Below are 18,180 nucleotides of genomic sequence, written 5' to 3'. Positions count from 1 at the left end.
CAACGGCAGAGCCTAACCGAGAGTGGTGTACCGAGAGGGAGGGCTTCAGCGTCGGGCAGTCCTGATGCCACATGTGAAGCGCTCAGATCCACAGCTCCTGACCACCGACCTTGAGTTCGGCCGTTCGTGCCGCAACGTCCACCGCGATTCGTAGCACGTCTCCGGGCTTTGTCCCCATGGCCTTGATTGCAGGAAACCATCCCCAGCAGAAGGTGTGCTCGGCGCCAAGCTTCACCGTCGCGACTGTCGCTCCGTCAAACTCGACCTTCAATGCATCGCCAGCGAGCATGTTCTGGATCTCGGAGACGAACGTCATCACTCCTGTGTTCATGAACGAGGTTGTGACATCCATGGTTTGGACGATCCGACCGTCGTGCGCCCACGCCCAAGACTTTCGTCGCGGCTCCGCCATCGACCGTGCCTTCGCAGCTTGTCGGATCACCTGCACCGCTGCGGGGTTCGGTGTACTGCCGCGGAGGCCCCACACATTGGAACCGAACTTCTCCATCCACTCCGCGTAGGTGGTCCACACCCCGTAGGTCCCCTTCGAAATACCTGCGTCAATACACGCCTCCTCCAGCGACCGGCGGTCCATCACCTGGTACGGCGACTCCTTGAGAACAGCGATCATCGTGGCGGAGATACTGCCCTGGACGTCGTGATAGTCGAGCGGTTCCACCGGCCGCACGAGTTCGCCGTCGACGACGAAATACGGACTGTCTTCGAAGAACACCGTCATCGCGGCGACGGGCGGAAGTACGTCGATCTTGCGGAACTTCCACATGCGCCGCGCGCCTTCGTGGATCGAGGCCACAGTTTGCGGGGAGTTGACGGACAGAATCGACCGCGCGGTATTGACGAGACGGTTGGCATGCAGTCCATCGTTGTCCTTCTCAACCCACAGCCATTCTCCCGCCCAACGGACGCTCGGCTCGCGCCTGAGGACGATCTCGATGTCGGCGCAGTCGAGCGGGATGCCGGGGCTGGCGAGGTCCTGACGGATCTCCTCGACAGTGGTCAAGCCATGGGCGCTCGTGTGCCTGCTCGCTGTCGACAGCGCCTTCATCAGCGGTACCTCCGACTCCTCGACGACCCAGCCGTCCATACAGACAAGGTCGGTTCCGACAAGTCCGGTGGGTGAGGTTCCGGTGATGCCGAGGATGTTGAGGAACGCCGCACCGGTGAGAGTTGAACGCGTCAGACCCAACGAAGCCAGGTGATCACCGATCGGTTCGGGTACCGGCGAATCTGCAACGAGGACATTGGCGATTTCCATTGCTTGTGCGACCGCGACGCCCTCTAGGTGCGGCTTGATCTTCGCCACGACTTGGCGGACACGCTCCCGGGTGACACCGATCGCGGCGCCCGCTTCATCGAGCGTCGCGGCCTCGCCGGCGGTGCCGACACGCATGGTCATGGCTTTGAGCCAGGCCTCGGATGGCGCTTTTGTGAATGCAGTCGTGTATGCCTGCACGATCGCGGCCTCGACCTCGTCCTCGAACGTCGGCTCTGTCATGAAGACGTGCCCTCCCCTTCTGTGGTCATGATGGCTGCTGTGCCGGCGAGGACGTTCAACGCCAGTGTCACGCGGGTCCCGACAGACACACCCAACTCAGTGAGCAGCGGGCCGAAGCCCCAGATTCTCGCATTCCGCACCGTCACATGCGTCGGCTTCGTCACCGACGCGACGCTGAACTCGCGGCCCTCAACGATCTCCGACACCGCACGGGGCACCGCGATAACCGGACTCGGGCCGCGCGGAACGGAGAACTCGATCTGGAGCGACCCGTCCGCGCTCCATGCGAAGGACGTCGGCCGGCTGCGCGCGGTGCGGCGCGGCTCGGTCACTCGAACATGCTCGTCGGCGGCAGCAGGCCGCCGGCCCCGCAGCGCCCACCGTCCGCGACTGACTCGAGTAACTGCTGGGTGCATGCTCAAAGCGGTGGCGACGGTCGTCGGTTTCAGCCCCGCTTCTTCGGCCGAATCGAGCAGTACCTCTCGATCGACGCCACCCGGCTCGTTGGCGAGGGCTCGCGACAGGAACCGGCCGACCTTATCCAGGTCCTCGGGGAGTACTGCACCGACGATAGGCGGTTCGCCGGCGCCGGATCGGGCCGAAACGGTCAACCCGCCGACATCGTTCGCCCAGTCGCGAAAAGCGTCGATGTTGTCGGGTAGCGGTGAGTACGGCGGTTTGCCCCCTGCCCGTGCCCAGGCGTTGAGGACCTCGTCGTAAGGGAGCGGGCCGGTCATGGTGAGCAGTCGACGAACCGCCCGGGCGGTAGCGGGTGAGTCGGCCGACGGCTCTCGAGGCGCCCGAAGCGTAGCCGACGAACTCACTGAGTTGCTCGCGCTTCCCGCCGGCAGGTCCATCATGCGGAGCAGGTCCTTGCGCGCTCGACGGACGGTCTCCCGCGAGACGCCGAGATCGGCAGCGATGGCATCGAGAGTCTCGCGATCTTCGCGGCCGGTGTCCAGGCCGGTGGCTCGCAGGGCCATGGCCACCTTGGTCGACGACCAGTTTCGAGTGACGTCGAGCGCAGCACGACGCAGCCCGTCGATCTCGGAGCCATGCGTGGACGTCACATCTACATCTTGACACAGGGTAGCAAGTGTGCGAGGGTCTCATTTGGTAGTAAGTGTGCGAGCGAAAGAAGGCGGATGAGGCTGACCAAGAAAGACGTAGCGGTGATGGCGCTCGGCAAGGTCGGCGGCGCCAGCACTGTGGTCGACACCGAGGATGCCGCGATTGCGGCCCACGCGATCGACCGCGACGCCTTCGGGTGGAAGAAGTACCCGGAGCGCGTCGATCTCGACGCCGTCCGCACCACGCTCCGCCATGAGGGCGAGGCGAAGAACCCTCGCATCGAAGGATCGGTGCAGAACGGCTGGCATCTCACACCGCACGGCCTCGCGTGGATCGAGGCCAACCGCACCCTCCTCGGCGACGGCGAGATCACCATCGCCGCGACTTCTGCGGCCACGCAACGTTGGCGAGCCGAGACCCGCGAGACCGGATCCGCCGTCAATCGGGTGCGCACCTCCGAGGCCTTCCGGCTGTGGAGTCAAGGCAAGGAGTTCAACTCCCGTCAGGCGGCAGGGGTTTTCCGCATCGACGAGTACACCCCGAGCAAAGACCGCACACGCAAGGCCGCGCAGCTACAGGAGCTGACGCGCGGCCACGACGACATAGAAGCATTCATGAAGACTGCGATACCGGCCGCGCTCGACCTTCGAGCACCCGTAGGTCGCCAGCAGAAGGGCAACGAATGAACAGCAACCTTGTGGTGAAATCCCACGTCGGCCGCGACATCCTCCAGTCCGCGCAACTCTTCAAGACGCCGGAAGCCGCCGTCTGGGAGTACGTGGTCAACTCCCTTCAGTACGTCGAGCCGAACGTGGTCCCGCATGTTCGCGTCACTGTCGATGTACCGCGCAAGAAGATCACCATCGAGGACAACGGTATCGGGATGGACCGCGGGGACCTCCAGCATTTCTTCACCATGCACGGAGAGAATCAGCAGCGCCGCGTCGGCGTTCCGGGTCGAGGGAAGTTCGGCACCGGCAAGTCGGCGGCCTACGGGATCGGCTCGAGCCTGATGGTCTCGACCACCAAGGACGGCAAACGACAGACGGTTGAGCTCACCCGCAAGGCCATAGACCTCTCCGATGGCACCTCGGTCCCTGTCGAGTTCATCGAGGACAACGTCGACGCATCCGGTAACCCCAACGGCACGACGGTGACGATCAGCGGTATCAGCGTCCGCCTGGCCAAGGAACCCATCGTCGCACTCATCGAACGCCACCTTTCGGCATTCCAGGGGAGCCCGATTGTCACGGTCAATGGCCGCCTCTGCGAGATCGTGCGTCCGAAGCCCGCGATCACCAAGGTCTTCAAGCCAACGCCGGCTCAAGCCGCCGTACTGGGAGACATCGAGCTCACCGCGATGGCAGCAACAGCACCCCTCGAAGACAGCCATCGTGGTGTGCAGATCACCATCGGTACCGACAACCTTGTTGCCGTCGAGACGGCCGGTGTCGACGCCAAGGAATACGGAAAGGTCCTCTTCGGTCATATCGACTGCCTCGCGCTAGACGACGCAAAGTACGACCCTGTTGCCGCGTACACGAACGACCGCAGCATGAAGCTCAACCCTGCGCATCCCGTGGTACAGGCACTCATCCCCTTCATCGGCGCCAGTCTCGAACAGCTTCGGCAGGAGCTCGTGGAGGAGGGCCGGAAGGCGAAAGCAGACGCGGATCGCAAACGCCTCAAGGAAACGACGAACAAGATCGAGGAGATCCTCAACACCGATCTCAAAGACTTCCGTGAACAGATCGAGGGCATGGGTAACAACACCCGACGTCGTACCCCGGTCGACGGCGAATCGGGGGGCGACGAAGAGCATCCGACGGACAGGGTCGTGGACCCGGAGGGTACGGAGGCCGGCCGCGCGGACGGTGTCGGCGGCGAGAGTGTCGACAAGCCTGTACCCGGAGGCGGCACGCCTGGTGGTGGCGGCGGGGGGAAGAGCGGTGGCGACAACGCCTCACCGGCTGCAGAGTCCGACGGCGATGAGAAGATCGCGCCGGCAGGTGCGGGTCACCGCCGTCTCCGCGGTGGTCTGACCATCGACTACGACCACTTTGGCGCAGACTACGACCGTTACCACTGGGAGCAGGACGAACGAAAGATCATCATCAACCTGGACCATCCAGTGGTCAAGGCCGCCAAGGGATTACCGGATGATGAGGCCACCTACCGTCGTCTCATCTATGAGATCGCGTTCACCGCCTACGCCGTGGCTCTCGCGGACTTGCAGTTCGAGCGTGACCCGGCGCTGAACTCCAGCGACGCGACCTACGAGATCCGTCACGCCCTGCGGCGTGTGTGGGCACACGCCGGCGCGCTGTACGCAGTCTGATCAGATTCGACTCGTCACGTTGTTGCAGGCAGGCCGATCTGGCGGCGTTGGTATCGAGCAAGCTGGCGCCATCCCGCCCAATTTCTAGGAGCGGTGGCTATTGCCTACGATGTCGTCGCCACAGGCGATACGGGCCAGCCGGCTCGTCGAGACCGATCGCGAGGCTGGGTCTGGCCGATCGCCGAAGTGACATCGGGTCCTCGCAAGGATGTCGTGTTCTCGGCATCGCGCGGACGCAGTGGGTTGCCCGCCCAGATCCGTCCGATGTCCGACGCGGTGGATTCCGCAGCGCCCATGAGATGGCGCAGTTCCCTGATGAAGTCCTCGACCTCTACGCCCATCGTCGGTCTTGCCCGCTTTCAGGAACTGCGCTGCGTCTACAGGTGCCGTCGCACCCAGCGCTGATGGCGCTCATCGAGATTTCCCAGCGATGCTCATCTGAATTCCGACTTCCCGCGAGCCAGGCTCGCGCGTACGCGGTGACCGGTCACGGCCGAACGGAGGGTAAGCAGTTCGACCTGCGACAGCGGGTGGAGCGTTTGGTCGAATCCTCACAGCGGGAAGGCTGACCCCGGAGGGGATCGTAGCTTCGTTACGGCCGCGGCGGCACGGGGACGCTTGCCGGGATGGGCACAGAGGTGGTGACCGTGGTCTGCGTCGTCGTCGGCGGGGATTCAAAGTTCTCGCGCGTACTTGCAGGCGCGGGACGGGTAACGGCGGCGGCGATCAGTACGCCGACCCCGAGTACGAGCATCGCGACGTAGAAGGGGGCGATCGACCATGACCGCCAGACAGACCATTCCGGGACATATGACTGCTTGAACTTCTGCCACCTCGTCTTCTCCGGCGTGCCGTCCGCCGGCGGCTCGTCAGCGTCAGTCGGATCGAGAGTGAACCGTGGGACCATGCGTTCCGCTCGCGCGACAGTGTTGTAGAGCTTTCGGAACGCCTTCTCGCTGCGCAGGTAGTTGGCGTCGAGGTACGCGAAGAGGACCACCGCGGTAACACCGAGAAGCGCGAGCGGCCACAGTTGCTGGGTTAGAGCGAAGCCGAACGCTGCTGTCGTGACCGGAAGGAGCCATCCCTTCGCCGATGAAGACGCCGCGGACTGTCGCGTCACCACCGCCTGGATGTAGTCGAGGTGCTTGCGTCGATCCTCGGGCGACAACTCCGGCTGTGCGGGCGGCGGAGTGGACCGGACCGCAGCTATCACGCGACGAAGTGCATCGTCCTTACTGGCTTCCGTGTAGTCGGTATCCGGTGGCCAGATCGGTCCCATCGCGTCCCCGCTTCGTCGAGGAACCAGATGCACGTGAAGGTGTGGCACCGTCTGGGTGGCGGCGTTGCCGTTGGATTGGATGACGTTGAGTCCATCCGGCAGGAGCGCAGAGCGTAGTGCCGAGGAGACGAACATTGCTGCGGTCGATAGCTCCACCGATTCCTCCGGTCGCAGTCCCCAGATGTCTTCCACGTGCCGCATCGGCACCACAAGTACGTGGCCTAAGACGGCGGGTTCCGTCGGAAAGAACGCGACGACGTGCTCGTTCCTGTACACCTCCCGAACGTCTGGATCGTCGCCGGCGACGATGGCGCAGAACGGGCACGGTTCAGAGCTCACAGCAGTCGAGTCTTGGCCTGCGCAACCCAGCCCTCCAGGTTGTTGGACAGATTCGCGTAAGTGGCCTTGGTGTCAATCTGTCCCTGGAAGTTCGTCTGTGTCGGGTCGAACACGGGAACGCCGCTCACACCTGAAATCTTAGTGAACGGGTCCGCTCCGCGACCGTCGGCGCCGGAGCTCATCGATGCCAGCCCGTGGATGCGCACCCCGACGAGCGGCTTCTTGTCGTCCCACGCCTTCTCGATCTCGTACAACACCCACGGCCGAGAGGCGGTTTCCTGACCAATCAGAACGACAACGGCGCGTTTGTAGGTCATCTCCTTGTGGATCCAGTTCTTGATCGCCTGATCACCCTGCCGGCGCACCGCCTCCCACTGCTGGGCGCCAAGAAGAGGCTGACCCTCAAGCGCCCCGATCTGTCGGACGAGTTGCACTCGGTGCACGTCGCGCCCGTAGTGGAAGGAGTAGAACACAGTCTTGGTGGCCATCGTTGGCTCCTCTCAAGGCTTCGGCGTCCTGCCGGAAGCACGGCTCGTTGAGGTTAGCTCCGAGGGGTGACAAGAACGCCCCGCGCGTTCAAGAGCCCTCAACGGGTTCACCCGGTCGGACGACACGGAAGACGAATTGGGGCGCCGCAACACCCACGGTCGGACAGTTCATCGCAGCATCACTCAGACGGCAGGCCACGCGGGCGACACCGCGAACGTCTACCGCCAACTCCGCTGGAACTGCCATACGCCATGTCAGATCGTTGGGCTGACATGCCCATCTCTTTCGCTGCGGCCGTCGGGATCTCCAACGCGAACGGCGGCGTGACACAGGGCCGCAAGGACTGAAACGATGCGATGAATCGGAAAATCATCCGGTCCGGCTTGATGCCCGGGATACTGCGAGCATCAGCATGTAGTGCCACACGGTCCCGGAACGTTGCCTTTTGACCGCGCACCGTGCCTCCCGTCCGTACTCCAGATCGAGCCCGAGGTACGAAGAGGTACGTACCCGGAACCCCGAAACCGGATGAACGGTTTAGTGGCGTCTGACGGTAAGCGTCGGAGAGATATCGGCTGGACAACAAGGCAGGACCCGGCGATGACCGCCGGGCCCCGCCTTTCTGGGACGCACGTCTACCGTGTCGGGCCAACTACAAGGCGAGGTCGGCGTCAAGAACACCGAATGAAACCTCCGCCGCGTGTGCTATCGATCGATGACTGTGGTCCAGTCTGGGTCCTCGGTGTTTACACCGGGTTGTTCGATTCCGCCCAGTGACCAGCAAGCGATGTCCGGGTGGTGAGGGTTCTTCAGCTTGTTCGGAATGTAGACGTAGAAGTACGGGTCATCCCCAGGCGCTAGACGCAATTTGAAGCCCTCGGCGGTACCACTGTTCAGAGCCTCACGGGCTTCTTCGGCGTTGATCGCCCGTGCTTTGGGGTGGTGGACAGCGATGGTGCCCAGAGGAAGCTCCCGTTCACCGAGTTCGAGGTGAAAGTCTTTGACGAAGTACGTGACGGGGCCGCCGGCGTCGAGGATTCGCTCGAGTTCAGGTGATGTTGTGCCGGTGAGAATTACGGTTCCGGTCGCGACAAGTGGCGAGGCAATTAGATACCCATCGATCATGCAGCGCGCCACGCGAAGGTTGACACGATCCCAAGTCGATACCTCGGCAGGTAGCGCGAAGTAGCTGGAGCAGTATGGTTGGACGGCCTCCAGGTCGACTGCGATACCGACGATCGCGCCAAGCTCGTCGATGTTGTTGAACTCGAGTCGATCCAGGCCGAGTATGCCAGCGCGCTGTCCCTCCAGGTAGAACTCGCAGGTGGACGTGGAGTGAAGGTTGACGAGCAGATCGACTAGCTGAATTACGCGGCGTGGCTGGATGTTTCGCATGTTATAAGTCATGTGAAGCGCTCCGGTGTCGCCGGCTTTGTCTGGTTGGTCGATCTCGATGACGGCGTGATCGTAGAACTCGATCGTGATCGCCCAGCCCTGTGTTCCGTGGTTGACGTAGGTCACTGTGCCCTCGTGGGCTGATTGCAGCGCGCCGTTCTCATCCACGAAGCGCAACTCGGCTGCCCTCCCTTCAGCGTTCGGCAGCGATTCGGTAGTGATACGTAGTTCGCCGGTGGCGTCGTGAGTCGCGAAAGCCGCTGGGCCAGTGATGGACACGTTTGACAGCGCTTCGGGTGGGAGCACAATCGTTCCACCAGAACCGTACTGGATTGACCGCTCGAACTGCCGACGCAGTTCGGCATGTTCGGGACCGAACCGTGTCGCGAAACTCAGCGAGATCGGACTGTCCCGCCAAGCGTTTGGCGTCTTGGGGTAGGCCGACAGCTCGACCATGCCGCCGACCCGTGCAAAGTTCACGCCCCAATGCAAGTCCATGGCATCGCCGCGACCTCCCAGAGCCGCGATTCGCTCTGTGAGAGAGCGTGTCCCGCCGGCAAGTGACTCGGTCTCTTTGCCATACAAGAGGATGTCGTTCTTGAGTTGATCGGTGGCTAGGTACTGGTGCACATCGGGGTACTGAGCGATCAGATCGTCGAGTTCCAGGCGGTCGGCAATTCTTACGCGAGGAGTGTCGTCGCGTTCGAGTGACTGGACGTACTTGCGTTCTCCTGGTGTGAGTTTGGTCGGAACGACGAGGATCCACTCGAACGGCAACGGACTGAGCTTGCACGCGCGGTCAAACGACTTCTTGATCTGCTTCTGTCTAGATGTCTTTCTATCCCCGCTGAAGCCATCGGCGAAGTACTTGATCTGATAGACACGGCGGCGATCACCTTGTGCAACATCGATGTCCACTCCTTGATCGCCGCCTCGACCGTCGGGACTAACGACTTCAGCGATTCCTGACCACTGACGCCTGACGAGCGCTTCTACAATCCGTTCGAACTCGTCCTTGCCAAGTCCGGGCCAATCGACAGGTGTCAACGGACGGCCCCTCCTGCTTGCTCGCCAGCCGGTCGGTTTGGCTCACCGCCATACCTGGTGAGATGCCAACTCGCATGCGCGCGTTGTTGACGTAGCTCGGTAGCGGCAGTGCTCCATGTCGAGACCTCCAACAGAGCCGCTTCGATGAACTCAAGTTCCCGGATCAGGGCGACGCGATTCGCGGAATATGCTGTGGCACAGGCTTTTGAACAGAAGAGCGGCCGTCTTCCCTTGTTCTTGATGGGATACGAACACGGATTTGTGCATCCCGGATTCAGGCAGATGGCAACCGGTGGATAGAGAGTCCGGTGAGACAGGAGATCGTCGACCGATTTCGGGGTCGTCAGCGAGCGGATACTCATGGTGCGTTGGTCTACCAGGACGCACCGACAGGACGGCACGCCAAAGGCGGACCATCCTCCTCAAACAATGTGGGCTTCGACGTATGCACCAATCTTAGGCGGTGATTAGGGCATGCACTGAGCGGTTGACCTGCGACACGCCGACAGATGGCAGCGGTGCAAATGAGGGATTCTCTCGTACTGTTCGTGGTGTGCCCGCTCATCGAGGGCGGAGGCAAGCGCTGCTACGAACAGCGCCCGCCCCCTTACGGGCACCCGAACGGCTAGGGAAGGGGCCCGTCGTGGCTCATGGTAGTGCCTGTTGGTTGCGCTCCCGTCGTGTGACGGTGTTGCAGCAGGCCGACGTGTGGTGCCGCCCCCACTCGGGTCTACCACCACCAATGTGAGTGCTGTGCTGCGGTGGAAACGCTGCGGGACAGCGTTGCAAAATCTCGGCGTGCGTCGCCGGGAGTGCCGTGGGAGGGCCGGAATAGGCCCCGACCCCCCACGGGCGGCAGATGCCGCGTCCAAAACTCACAAGTTCTCAGCTAGCTAGGAGATTCTGGCATGTTCATTTCACCGTGCCCGCGGCACGAAATCAAGCGCACCGGCCTCATGTTTTGGGGGTGTTGGTGATGGCACGCGGCAAGGGTGGCCCGACGCCGCAACCCCAGCCGAACGATCGCGGCGGCAAGCGCGCCACAGATCGTAGAGTTCGCCACGACAAATCCGAAGTTGTTGTCGGAACAATCTCCACCGATGGTCTCGATGTAGATCGTCTGAATCGGTTGCGCGGCATGGGTATTAAGGTGGACAAGCTACTGTCGGGGAGTCGGTGCGGGAGGACGCGGCGCGCGTGCAGGCATCAGTCCCGTTTCGCTCGGAGATCGTCGACCGGGACGCGTTCGGCGCAATCGTGCACCTGTTGGTCGCCTACTACCACGACACTGGCCGGGTCGATCCGCTGCGGGCACTGCGCCGCAGCAACGTCGACGCGTACTTGATGTCACGCAACCGACCTGCCCGCCGGACCCTGCGATACCTGCTCTACACCGCTGGCCGCGTCTGGTACCCGCATGAGTACCCACCGGCATTCACTTTGGACGCTCCGCGCCAGATACGCACCGCGCCGGCCACCGACGAGGAGATCGACGCGCTGTACCGCGTCGCATTGACCCTCGGTGAGAAGTGGGAGCCGGCGCTGACGGTGCTCGTGGACCTCATGTACGGGGTTGGTGCCCGCCCAGAGGAGCTCAAGCATCTGCGGCGCGAGCACATTCGGGTAGAGCGGCATCACGGGGAGCGGTGGGTGGTGGTCACCTTGCAAACCCCGAAGACAGCGCCACGAGACGTGCCGGTCCTTGACGAGCAGATCGGGAGAGAATTGGAGTACTACGCCGCGAATGCACGCCACGACCTCCTCCTGGCATTCGGCTCGGCCCCTACCGTCGAAAGGAACGGCATCAACCGGGTCAACGATCGGCTTGCTGAACGTGGCCAGCCCGAACGACTCAACGCGCAGGCGCTGCGCCATGCGTGGATACAAGAAATCGTGCAGTTGGTGCCCGTCAGCGAGTTCTGCTACCTCGCCGGGGTCACAAGCCTGCACCACATGAGCGACCTGGATGTGGTTGCCGACGCGACGGGCGACATCAACGAGATCACCGCTCACTTCCTGGAGGACGGGCAATGAGTATTCATCCCAGCATCAACCACTCTGAAGTCCACACCAGCGACAGGATCTTCACTCAAGCAGTGGTCGTCGTGAACCGCTCCGGTGCCGCAGCGATGATCGAGGCGTGGCGAGCCGAGAGCGTGGCCGCACCCCGCGGACCGTTCCGAGGGGCCCTGTCCTACACAGTCGAAAGCGTCCTCGTCGCCCTTGCCTGCGTGCTGCTCAGACGAGCCGAACCTACGGTCCGCACGATTTTCCGCACCCTGCTCGACTTCACCCCTGACCAGCTTGCCCAGCTCGACATCGCCGACGCCGATCTCACCGCCATCAGGTCCGATGCTGACCGAGCCTTGAAAAGCTTCAGGAACTGGCTTGATCGAACACTGGCCTGCCTGGACTCGGCACGCGATCAGCCCGCAGTACGAATTCCCGTCGCCCAGCACAAGGCGATCATCCGAGCCCGAACCCCTGAGCAACAAGAGGCATACGCGATAGCGGCGCAACGACTCTCGACTGTCGTCAATCGCATTCTGGCCGGCTCGATTCCCACCGAATACCAACAAAGCGGCCGCGGCGATGTCGTCGTCGACGAGACCATCATCGACACGTCAGATGGGACCTACGACCTTGGCGTCACCGACGACCGCAACCGGTCGGCCATCTACTTCGGTGGCTACTACCGAAGGGACTATCGCAATCGCGTCGACGCCGAGGGGAATCCGCTGACGAAGAAACGGGCGTGGGGAATCGGTGTCACGGCGGTCAGCAGTGTCGGGCCGCCCGATGCCTTGCATAACCGGCCGATCCTGTTCACCGGCATAGCTATTCACCCACCGACGTCGGGATCACTCGAAGGGCTCGACGAAGCCATCGAGCATCATCAACGCAACGGGTTCGACAGTCGATCCGCAAGCCGAACCGCCAGATGGCCGCTGATCACCTTCGACATGGGCTATTTGAAAGACGGCCTCGATCGATGGCAATTTGATCGCAAATATGCTGGCGTCTTCCGCTATCCCGACCACTGGCGACGCGACTTCGAGAGCGTTCCCGCCCAGCCCGGCGGCGCCAAACCGGGACCCGTCCAACTTTCGGGTGCTTGGTACTGCCCGACAGCTGCCGGCATCTCCCTGGGCAAGAACTACGTCAAGCCCTTGCGCGACGTGCTCAATAAGGACGAATGGGAAGCTCGCGAACGCCGACTTCGTCAGCTCCTGCCACGGCTGATGGGGGTCGACAGACGACTGCTTGAACGCAATACTCGACCAGGCCGCCCCGCCGAAGGTACTCAGCCTGCTAAATCCGTCAAGCTGGTGCTGACCTGCCCGGCAAGCATCGGCAACGTGAGATGCGCGAGGTGGCACAACGCCGAGACCGAGGACCGGCTCGACCTGCCCTACATCGAACCCGAGCCCGACATGCCGTACTTCCCGTGTTGCACACAGCGCAGCGTCACAATCACGCTGACCGACGACCAACGAAAGCGTCAACAGCTCAGTCAGTGGGCACCCGGATCCAACGACCACGCGATCTACCACGAGGCTGCCCGCGCGCTCACCGAGCAACGCTTCAATCTGATCAAATCGCGGACAGTCGCCGGCCTGGTCCATCTCAAGTACGGGCCGCGCCGCGAACCGCTGGTCAAGCTCATCATCGCGATGGCGTTCGCCGTCGTGAACGTTCGCGAGATCGAGCGATTCGAAGCGTCAAACCGTGACCTCCCCGAATCAATCGCCGCGAAATGGCGCCGACTCGAAGCGGACCTCGGACAGCCGCCGATCCGAATGCCCAACCGCACATGACCCCTTAACTCAACAACTGCAAACCTGACGAGGGCGGCCCCGAAGCCTGGGCCGCCCTCAGTCGCGCTTCGGCTCGGAAACCAATCGAAGATTAACCGCCCATCCAGACGCCGGAACTCTGTGAGCGGCTCTGCGCTGGGCAAGCCGCAGTGCAGATTCCATGACCCCACCCCGGGCCATCTACGCGACGACCAATCCAGGGCCCGCGGCCAGCACGCAAGGATCGAGTGGCCAACGGCCGAAACTCGTCGGAGATTCGGCATAAACTAGTCGGATATCAGTCCACGAAACATCACGGCTGCAGGCAAGATAAACCGCTCACCACGAGCGGTACACCACAGCAGCAGATACAAGGCCACAGTCTGTCGGACTGTGGCCTCGCTGTTTGTCCAGTTCGGTCGGCTAGTACTACAGCCGTAGATCGGGTTCATTGATGTTGTGACCTGCGGTTTTGGTGGCATTGTTGGGCTCTTCGTTGGTGTCGTCGTCGCCAGATCGACCAGTCGAGCAGTTGGTGTGTGGTGTGCAGTGGCGTCAGGACGAGAGCTATGAAGAGCCGCCGAAATTCGTTGATGCTCAACCGGATCAGTGTCGCATCGGCGCGTTCATGGGTTCGTTGGGTGGCGGTCAGTACCGTGAGGAATGCGTGGGCGAGCATGATGAGGATGGTCGCGCGGTGCCAGGACGTCCAGGTACGTACTTGCAGCTGATCGAGCCCGGTCAGGCCTTTGCTGGTTTGGAAGGATTCTTCGACGGTCCACCGGCGGCCCGCGACGCCCACCAACGCGGCCAGGGTCACTGGTCGGGGGTGATAACAGCGGTAGTAGGCCAGCTCGCCGGTGTGGTCGTTGCGGCGGATCAGTAGCGAGCACTGACCGTTCTCGACCGATTCGGTGGAGTCGATCCACGCCCAGGAAAACCAACGATCGCCTTTGCTGCCACGCCCAGCCGACAGACGTTGCCACGATCGTGACCGCAGCGTCGTGGCGAGTTCGCGTGCCTCGACCTCCCCGGCCGCGGTGGGGATACGTCGGTTACCGGCGATCGCGAGAACGTACCCAATCATTCGGTCGCGCAACATGGTTCGCAGTTTCGGGTCGGCTCCGTACACTTCGTCGCCGGCGACCCAGCCCACCGGCACATCGGCGTCGAGGGCGCGAGTGATGAGGGTGGCGGCCAAGGCCGGTTTGGTGGCGAAGTCGACATCGTCGGGCACTCGGGCATCCGTGCAGCGGTCGCGGTCATCGGTCCATCCCCGTGGCAGGTAGAGGGCACGGTCGATCAGTGCGTGTCCTGCCGAACTGGTGTAGGTCATGTACACAGCGACCTGAGAGTTCTCGATGCGTCCTGCGGTACCGGTGTATTGGCGTTGCACACCAACAGTTTTGGTGCCTTTCTTCACGTCTCCGGTCTCATCGATCACCAGCACCGCATCCGGTTCGCCGAAGGCGTCGATCACCATCGATCGCAGATCGTCACGAATCTCGTCGGCATCCCACACGGCCCGGGACAGTAAGTGCTGCAACTTGTCTGGAGTCGTGTGCCCAGCCAACTCGGCCATCGTCCAACAGTTCTTCGACTCCAACGCCGACATCGACCCCAACACGAACGCCCCAGCGTTGCGGGCGGCCTCACAGCGGGCGAAGCGTGGGGCGATCATGTCCATCACCGTGTCCAACCGCGACCGCCACACCTGATGATCTATCCTCAAACCCGCGGCTGCCGCGGGCGTATTTGGTTTCTTCACAAATCCTGAATCATGCCCCGGCAGCCGCCCTGACCAGCGCAAACACGCCGTGAAGCCTCACCACCCGCGATCTACGGCTGTAGTACTAGAGGAGCGCCGAGGTTGAGATTTCGGGGACTTCGCTGCGCTCGAACCTCATGTCCGGGCGTCTCCGGGCATGGTTTGGGAGGATTCTCCGCCGCGATATCGGGTAGCGCCGAATTCGAAGATGCTGACGAAGAAGAGCACCACGAGGAGTACGCCACCAGCGGTGGCAGCCACTTTCAGTGCCCACAAGGCCCCGTCGGTGTACTGCGACACCCACGCGTAGAACAGGAGGAACACGGCAATGCCCGTGGAGATCTCGGCCGATGCCTCAACACGTGCTGACCACAGGGCCAGCTGTTCACGCGGTGATTTCGCCATCACCTTCGATGCCCCTTGATGACCGTGAAGACACCGGTCATCGCCAGGAGCCAAGGTGCCAAGTCAGCCCAGCTCGTCATGCGCGCCTCCTCGACAGTCAAGTACTGCTGCTGTTTGTAGCCGGATGGTCCGACAAAAAGAGTGCGCGGACCGCAGCGGCGAGACCGGGTCTATTCGGCGGACACGAGCGGCCTGCACTTATGTGAACAGGCGCAGTGCGGGTTGGTTTAGATTGCCGGATGACCTGTCGATGGGAAATGTGTGCCCGGGTGAGGTGTACACCGAGCGGCAAGAACCGGCGAGCTTCAGCAGGTGGCCGTCGACGTATCAACCCAGGTTCGGCGCTCGGCTCGACCGCGGCAAGCTCAGACGACGGAATCCGGAATCGGCAGTGCTGCCCACGGGTTGGGCGCTGCCTCAGCCAGTAGAGCGGCCCCTCGCGCACAGGCGAACTCGGGATCGTCGGGCACGATCACCAGGCAGCCGAACCGAGCGGCCACGGCCTCGGCCAGCAGGGGGAAGCGTGGTGCCGAACCGATCAGGACGACGCGGTCGGGTTCGGCGCCCGGTGCGGCGCAACGCTGCAGGGCGCGCACGATCTCGGCGGAGTGCGGGCGGGCCAGTTGGTAGACGTCGTCGGGATGAATTGTCACGTTGTGCTTTTCGATGCGACGCGTGCAGGGCGCCGCGACCTCCACTCGAATCGAACCGGTATGCAACGTGTTTCGAGTCTCGGCGCAGATTGTACGCACTTGGGCGAGCAGGGCCGGATGGCGCGGTACCGGGCGGCCGGCGCGGGCCGATCTGGCCAGGACACGGCGTCCGAGACGCTCGTCGAGGCGGGACACGCCGAGACCGGGATAGCCGTGTGCGGTGACGGCCGTGAGATGACCCGAGCGCGGCCGTCGGGCATGGCCGACGATCGCGCTCTCGGCACGCAGATCGCACACCGAAACCTGTTGCGCGCCGACGAGTCCTGTGGTGTGGTCGATCCACCCCAGGGCGACGTCGATGTCTGGAGCGAGAAGCAGGGCGCGGTTCTCGCCGAGCCCGGCCCCTACGAGGCTGGTGTGAAACGACGACAGCTGGGCCACCGTCCAATACGTCGGATGCGCGATGAGTACCCGCGAGACGTGCTCGTGTCGGCTGCTTTCGACGGCGGCGACGACCGTCGCGATCAGCGTGGCGGCGAGGTCGTCGGCCAGCCGATCCGGTGCGCCCGGGACCGAGAGCGGACGCGGGTCGCCGATGTGGTCGACGAAATGGCGGTAGATCGCGTCGTGGTTCCGGCGGTCGGGCAGCGTCGGTGCGGTGTCGGCCGGCCATCGCAGAGATGCCGGGAATACCTGTCGCGACTCGCCGGCCGAGCCGTCTGGGCCGACTGCGGCCAGCACGCGATCCGATTGAAGATGAAGCCCGAGAACGACGCTCACGTGAACCTCCGCCGACGTCCGTTGTCTCTGCGTAGGTGGGCCCGATGGGGTCCACCACCATTCAGAATGAACCTGTTAGCTGGTCAAACGATGAGGGCTGGTTGTGGTTTTGCTTACAGTGCCAGCGCCCAAAGTTTGGACCGCCACTCGTTCCGACCGGTGATAAGGTTGACTTATGGGTCTGGTTGCCGAATACCGCAACGCGCGGCGTGCCGAAGATGTTGCGCGCCTGCGACGCATCCTTGCCTTGCGAGCGCTGGCCGCGACCGGGAAGTCCCAACGCCAAATCGCGGAGATCCTCGATATCACGCAGCCGGCCGTCAGTCAGCAACTCAAGTTCGCTCCCGACCTCGACAATGTTCACCCGGAGGTTCTGTTGGAAGCTGCGGCGCCTGTCCTCAAAACCCTTGCGGCCGAACGCGGATACACCCGGATGGCGGTGTTCGGTTCGGTGGCTCGCCATCAGGCGCATCCCACGTCGGATATCGACCTGCTTGTCGAGGCGCCCGAGGCGACGTCGTCGTTCGACTTCGTCGGCTTCAAACAGCTGCTCGAGAAGGTCCTCGGGCGAGAGATCGATCTCGTCGAGTACGGCGGCCTAAAGCCCACCGTCGACGATGACATTCGTCGAGAGGCAGTGCTGCTCTGATGGACCGGAAAGCGGCCAAGGAGCTACTACATATCCACGCCTGGCTGCTACGCGTGGAGGAAATCAACAGCCGCGGCAAGGACGCCTACATGGGCGATCATCTGCTGCAGGAAGCTGGCGACTCCCTGATGATGAAGCTCGGTGAGTCCGCCAATCGACTCTCCAGGCTAGGACTCCTTGCGCCCGAGGGCGTCGAATGGTCGCTCGCAGTCGCCAATCGCAACTTTCTGATCCACCAGTATGACGAAATCAACCGCGAACTCAGCTGGCTCACCCTTTCCAGGGACTTGCCTGCCTGGCACGAGTCGTTGAGTGCGCTCATCGAGGGTGCTTCCACGGTCATCGAGGACAGTGCGCTGGGCACGGATCACGAAGCCCCGCGTGGCGAAGTCGAGTGAAGCGGAGCGGAGGCTTCCGTCGAGGAGAACTTGCGTTGCCTGACAACCACTCACCAGGGTTTGCGCGCGGTCCAACGACTGCGAGCTCAAGCGATTCGACCGCAGCCGCGGCAGCATCGAGCGCGCACGTTGGCTACCTCGCTTCCACGTGCTGAGAGTGAACGGTACGGTGTTCAACCTCGCCACACCCGAACAGCGCACGCCATGCCTGGGCGAGGACGATGACCTCCCCGAACAGAGGGCGAGACCGCCGTCG

At 62.9% G+C, this 18,180-nt stretch carries 14 protein-coding genes; 6 read left to right on the top strand and 8 right to left on the bottom strand.

The annotated features are described in order from the left end of the window. Window positions 1–82: 82 nt before the first annotated feature. Entirely contained in the window at window positions 83–1,516 is a 1,434-nt protein-coding gene (locus tag ACWDTF_RS05045) for a hypothetical protein (RefSeq protein WP_449754046.1), read from the bottom strand. Next, window positions 1,513–2,586: a hypothetical protein gene (locus ACWDTF_RS05040; RefSeq protein ID WP_449754045.1), complete on the bottom strand. Its 1,074-nt coding sequence runs from the start codon at window positions 2,584–2,586 to the stop codon at window positions 1,513–1,515. Before ACWDTF_RS05040 ends, ACWDTF_RS05045 begins: the two co-directional genes overlap by 4 nt. A 75-nt stretch (window positions 2,587–2,661) precedes the next feature. Here ACWDTF_RS05040 and ACWDTF_RS05035 point away from each other — a divergent pair, with 75 nt between their 5' ends. Further along, window positions 2,662–3,273: a hypothetical protein gene (locus ACWDTF_RS05035; RefSeq protein WP_449754044.1), complete on the top strand. Its 612-nt coding sequence runs from the start codon at window positions 2,662–2,664 to the stop codon at window positions 3,271–3,273. Further along, window positions 3,270–4,925, top strand: coding sequence for an ATP-binding protein (locus ACWDTF_RS05030; RefSeq protein WP_449754043.1), 1,656 nt, complete (start codon window positions 3,270–3,272; stop codon window positions 4,923–4,925). Before ACWDTF_RS05035 ends, ACWDTF_RS05030 begins: the two co-directional genes overlap by 4 nt. A gap of 592 nt (window positions 4,926–5,517) precedes the next feature. On the opposite strand, the gene ACWDTF_RS05025 is transcribed toward ACWDTF_RS05030, so the two are convergent. The 3 genes from ACWDTF_RS05025 to ACWDTF_RS05015 all read right to left on the bottom strand — a co-directional run bounded on the left by ACWDTF_RS05025 (window position 5,518) and on the right by ACWDTF_RS05015 (window position 9,474). Then, window positions 5,518–6,543 (bottom strand): HIT family protein, encoded by a 1,026-nt coding sequence (locus ACWDTF_RS05025; RefSeq protein WP_449754042.1) that lies wholly within the window; start codon window positions 6,541–6,543, stop codon window positions 5,518–5,520. Further along, entirely contained in the window at window positions 6,540–7,031 is a 492-nt protein-coding gene (locus tag ACWDTF_RS05020; RefSeq protein WP_449754041.1) for a TIR domain-containing protein, read from the bottom strand. The genes ACWDTF_RS05025 and ACWDTF_RS05020 overlap by 4 nt, the downstream gene beginning before the upstream one ends. A 706-nt stretch (window positions 7,032–7,737) precedes the next feature. Then, window positions 7,738–9,474 (bottom strand): hypothetical protein, encoded by a 1,737-nt coding sequence (locus ACWDTF_RS05015; RefSeq protein ID WP_449754039.1) that lies wholly within the window; start codon window positions 9,472–9,474, stop codon window positions 7,738–7,740. Window positions 9,475–10,671: 1,197 nt separating this feature from the next. Between ACWDTF_RS05015 and ACWDTF_RS05010 the strand changes: the two genes are divergently transcribed. Both ACWDTF_RS05010 and ACWDTF_RS05005 read left to right on the top strand, forming a co-directional pair. After that, complete coding sequence (locus tag ACWDTF_RS05010; RefSeq protein WP_449754038.1) at window positions 10,672–11,508, top strand: hypothetical protein; 837 nt, start codon at window positions 10,672–10,674, stop codon at window positions 11,506–11,508. Continuing rightward, window positions 11,505–13,292: a hypothetical protein gene (locus ACWDTF_RS05005; protein ID WP_449754037.1), complete on the top strand. Its 1,788-nt coding sequence runs from the start codon at window positions 11,505–11,507 to the stop codon at window positions 13,290–13,292. Before ACWDTF_RS05010 ends, ACWDTF_RS05005 begins: the two co-directional genes overlap by 4 nt. A 427-nt stretch (window positions 13,293–13,719) precedes the next feature. Here the strand turns inward: ACWDTF_RS05005 and ACWDTF_RS05000 are convergent, their stop codons facing one another. From ACWDTF_RS05000 to ACWDTF_RS04990, 3 genes are all read right to left on the bottom strand, one after another. Next, window positions 13,720–14,958 (bottom strand): IS701 family transposase, encoded by a 1,239-nt coding sequence (locus ACWDTF_RS05000; RefSeq protein WP_449754036.1) that lies wholly within the window; start codon window positions 14,956–14,958, stop codon window positions 13,720–13,722. Window positions 14,959–15,174: 216 nt separating this feature from the next. After that, window positions 15,175–15,444: a hypothetical protein gene (locus ACWDTF_RS04995; protein WP_433257193.1), complete on the bottom strand. Its 270-nt coding sequence runs from the start codon at window positions 15,442–15,444 to the stop codon at window positions 15,175–15,177. A 365-nt stretch (window positions 15,445–15,809) separates the two neighbouring features. Next, window positions 15,810–16,877 carry an Hsp70 family protein gene (locus ACWDTF_RS04990; protein WP_449754035.1) on the bottom strand — a complete coding sequence of 356 codons (1,068 nt, stop codon included), beginning with the start codon at window positions 16,875–16,877 and terminating at the stop codon, window positions 15,810–15,812. A 175-nt stretch (window positions 16,878–17,052) separates the two neighbouring features. Between ACWDTF_RS04990 and ACWDTF_RS04985 the strand changes: the two genes are divergently transcribed. Both ACWDTF_RS04985 and ACWDTF_RS04980 read left to right on the top strand, forming a co-directional pair. Beyond that, complete coding sequence (locus ACWDTF_RS04985) at window positions 17,053–17,526, top strand: nucleotidyltransferase domain-containing protein (RefSeq protein ID WP_240860417.1); 474 nt, start codon at window positions 17,053–17,055, stop codon at window positions 17,524–17,526. Then, a complete protein-coding gene (locus ACWDTF_RS04980) occupies window positions 17,526–17,924 on the top strand; it encodes a HepT-like ribonuclease domain-containing protein (RefSeq protein WP_449754034.1) in 399 nt (132 codons plus the stop codon). The genes ACWDTF_RS04985 and ACWDTF_RS04980 overlap by 1 nt, the downstream gene beginning before the upstream one ends. Window positions 17,925–18,180 lie beyond the last annotated feature (256 nt).

This window comes from Gordonia sp. NPDC003422 (assembly GCF_053588675.1).
The sequence above is the reverse complement of the archived record's forward strand: the minus strand, read 5'-3'. Positions and strand labels throughout refer to the sequence as shown.

Coding starts and splice junctions, on each gene's coding strand:
- ACWDTF_RS05045 (WP_449754046.1), bottom strand. CDS start 1,516: ATGACAGAGCCGACGTTCGAGGACGAGGTCGAGGCCGCGATCGTGCAG.
- ACWDTF_RS05035 (WP_449754044.1), top strand. CDS start 2,662: ATGAGGCTGACCAAGAAAGACGTAGCGGTGATGGCGCTCGGCAAGGTC.
- ACWDTF_RS05030 (WP_449754043.1), top strand. CDS start 3,270: ATGAACAGCAACCTTGTGGTGAAATCCCACGTCGGCCGCGACATCCTC.
- ACWDTF_RS05020 (WP_449754041.1), bottom strand. CDS start 7,031: ATGGCCACCAAGACTGTGTTCTACTCCTTCCACTACGGGCGCGACGTG.
- ACWDTF_RS05005 (WP_449754037.1), top strand. CDS start 11,505: ATGAGTATTCATCCCAGCATCAACCACTCTGAAGTCCACACCAGCGAC.
- ACWDTF_RS05000 (WP_449754036.1), bottom strand. CDS start 14,958: ATGGACATGATCGCCCCACGCTTCGCCCGCTGTGAGGCCGCCCGCAAC.
- ACWDTF_RS04995 (WP_433257193.1), bottom strand. CDS start 15,444: ATGGCGAAATCACCGCGTGAACAGCTGGCCCTGTGGTCAGCACGTGTT.
- ACWDTF_RS04985 (WP_240860417.1), top strand. CDS start 17,053: ATGGGTCTGGTTGCCGAATACCGCAACGCGCGGCGTGCCGAAGATGTT.
- ACWDTF_RS04980 (WP_449754034.1), top strand. CDS start 17,526: ATGGACCGGAAAGCGGCCAAGGAGCTACTACATATCCACGCCTGGCTG.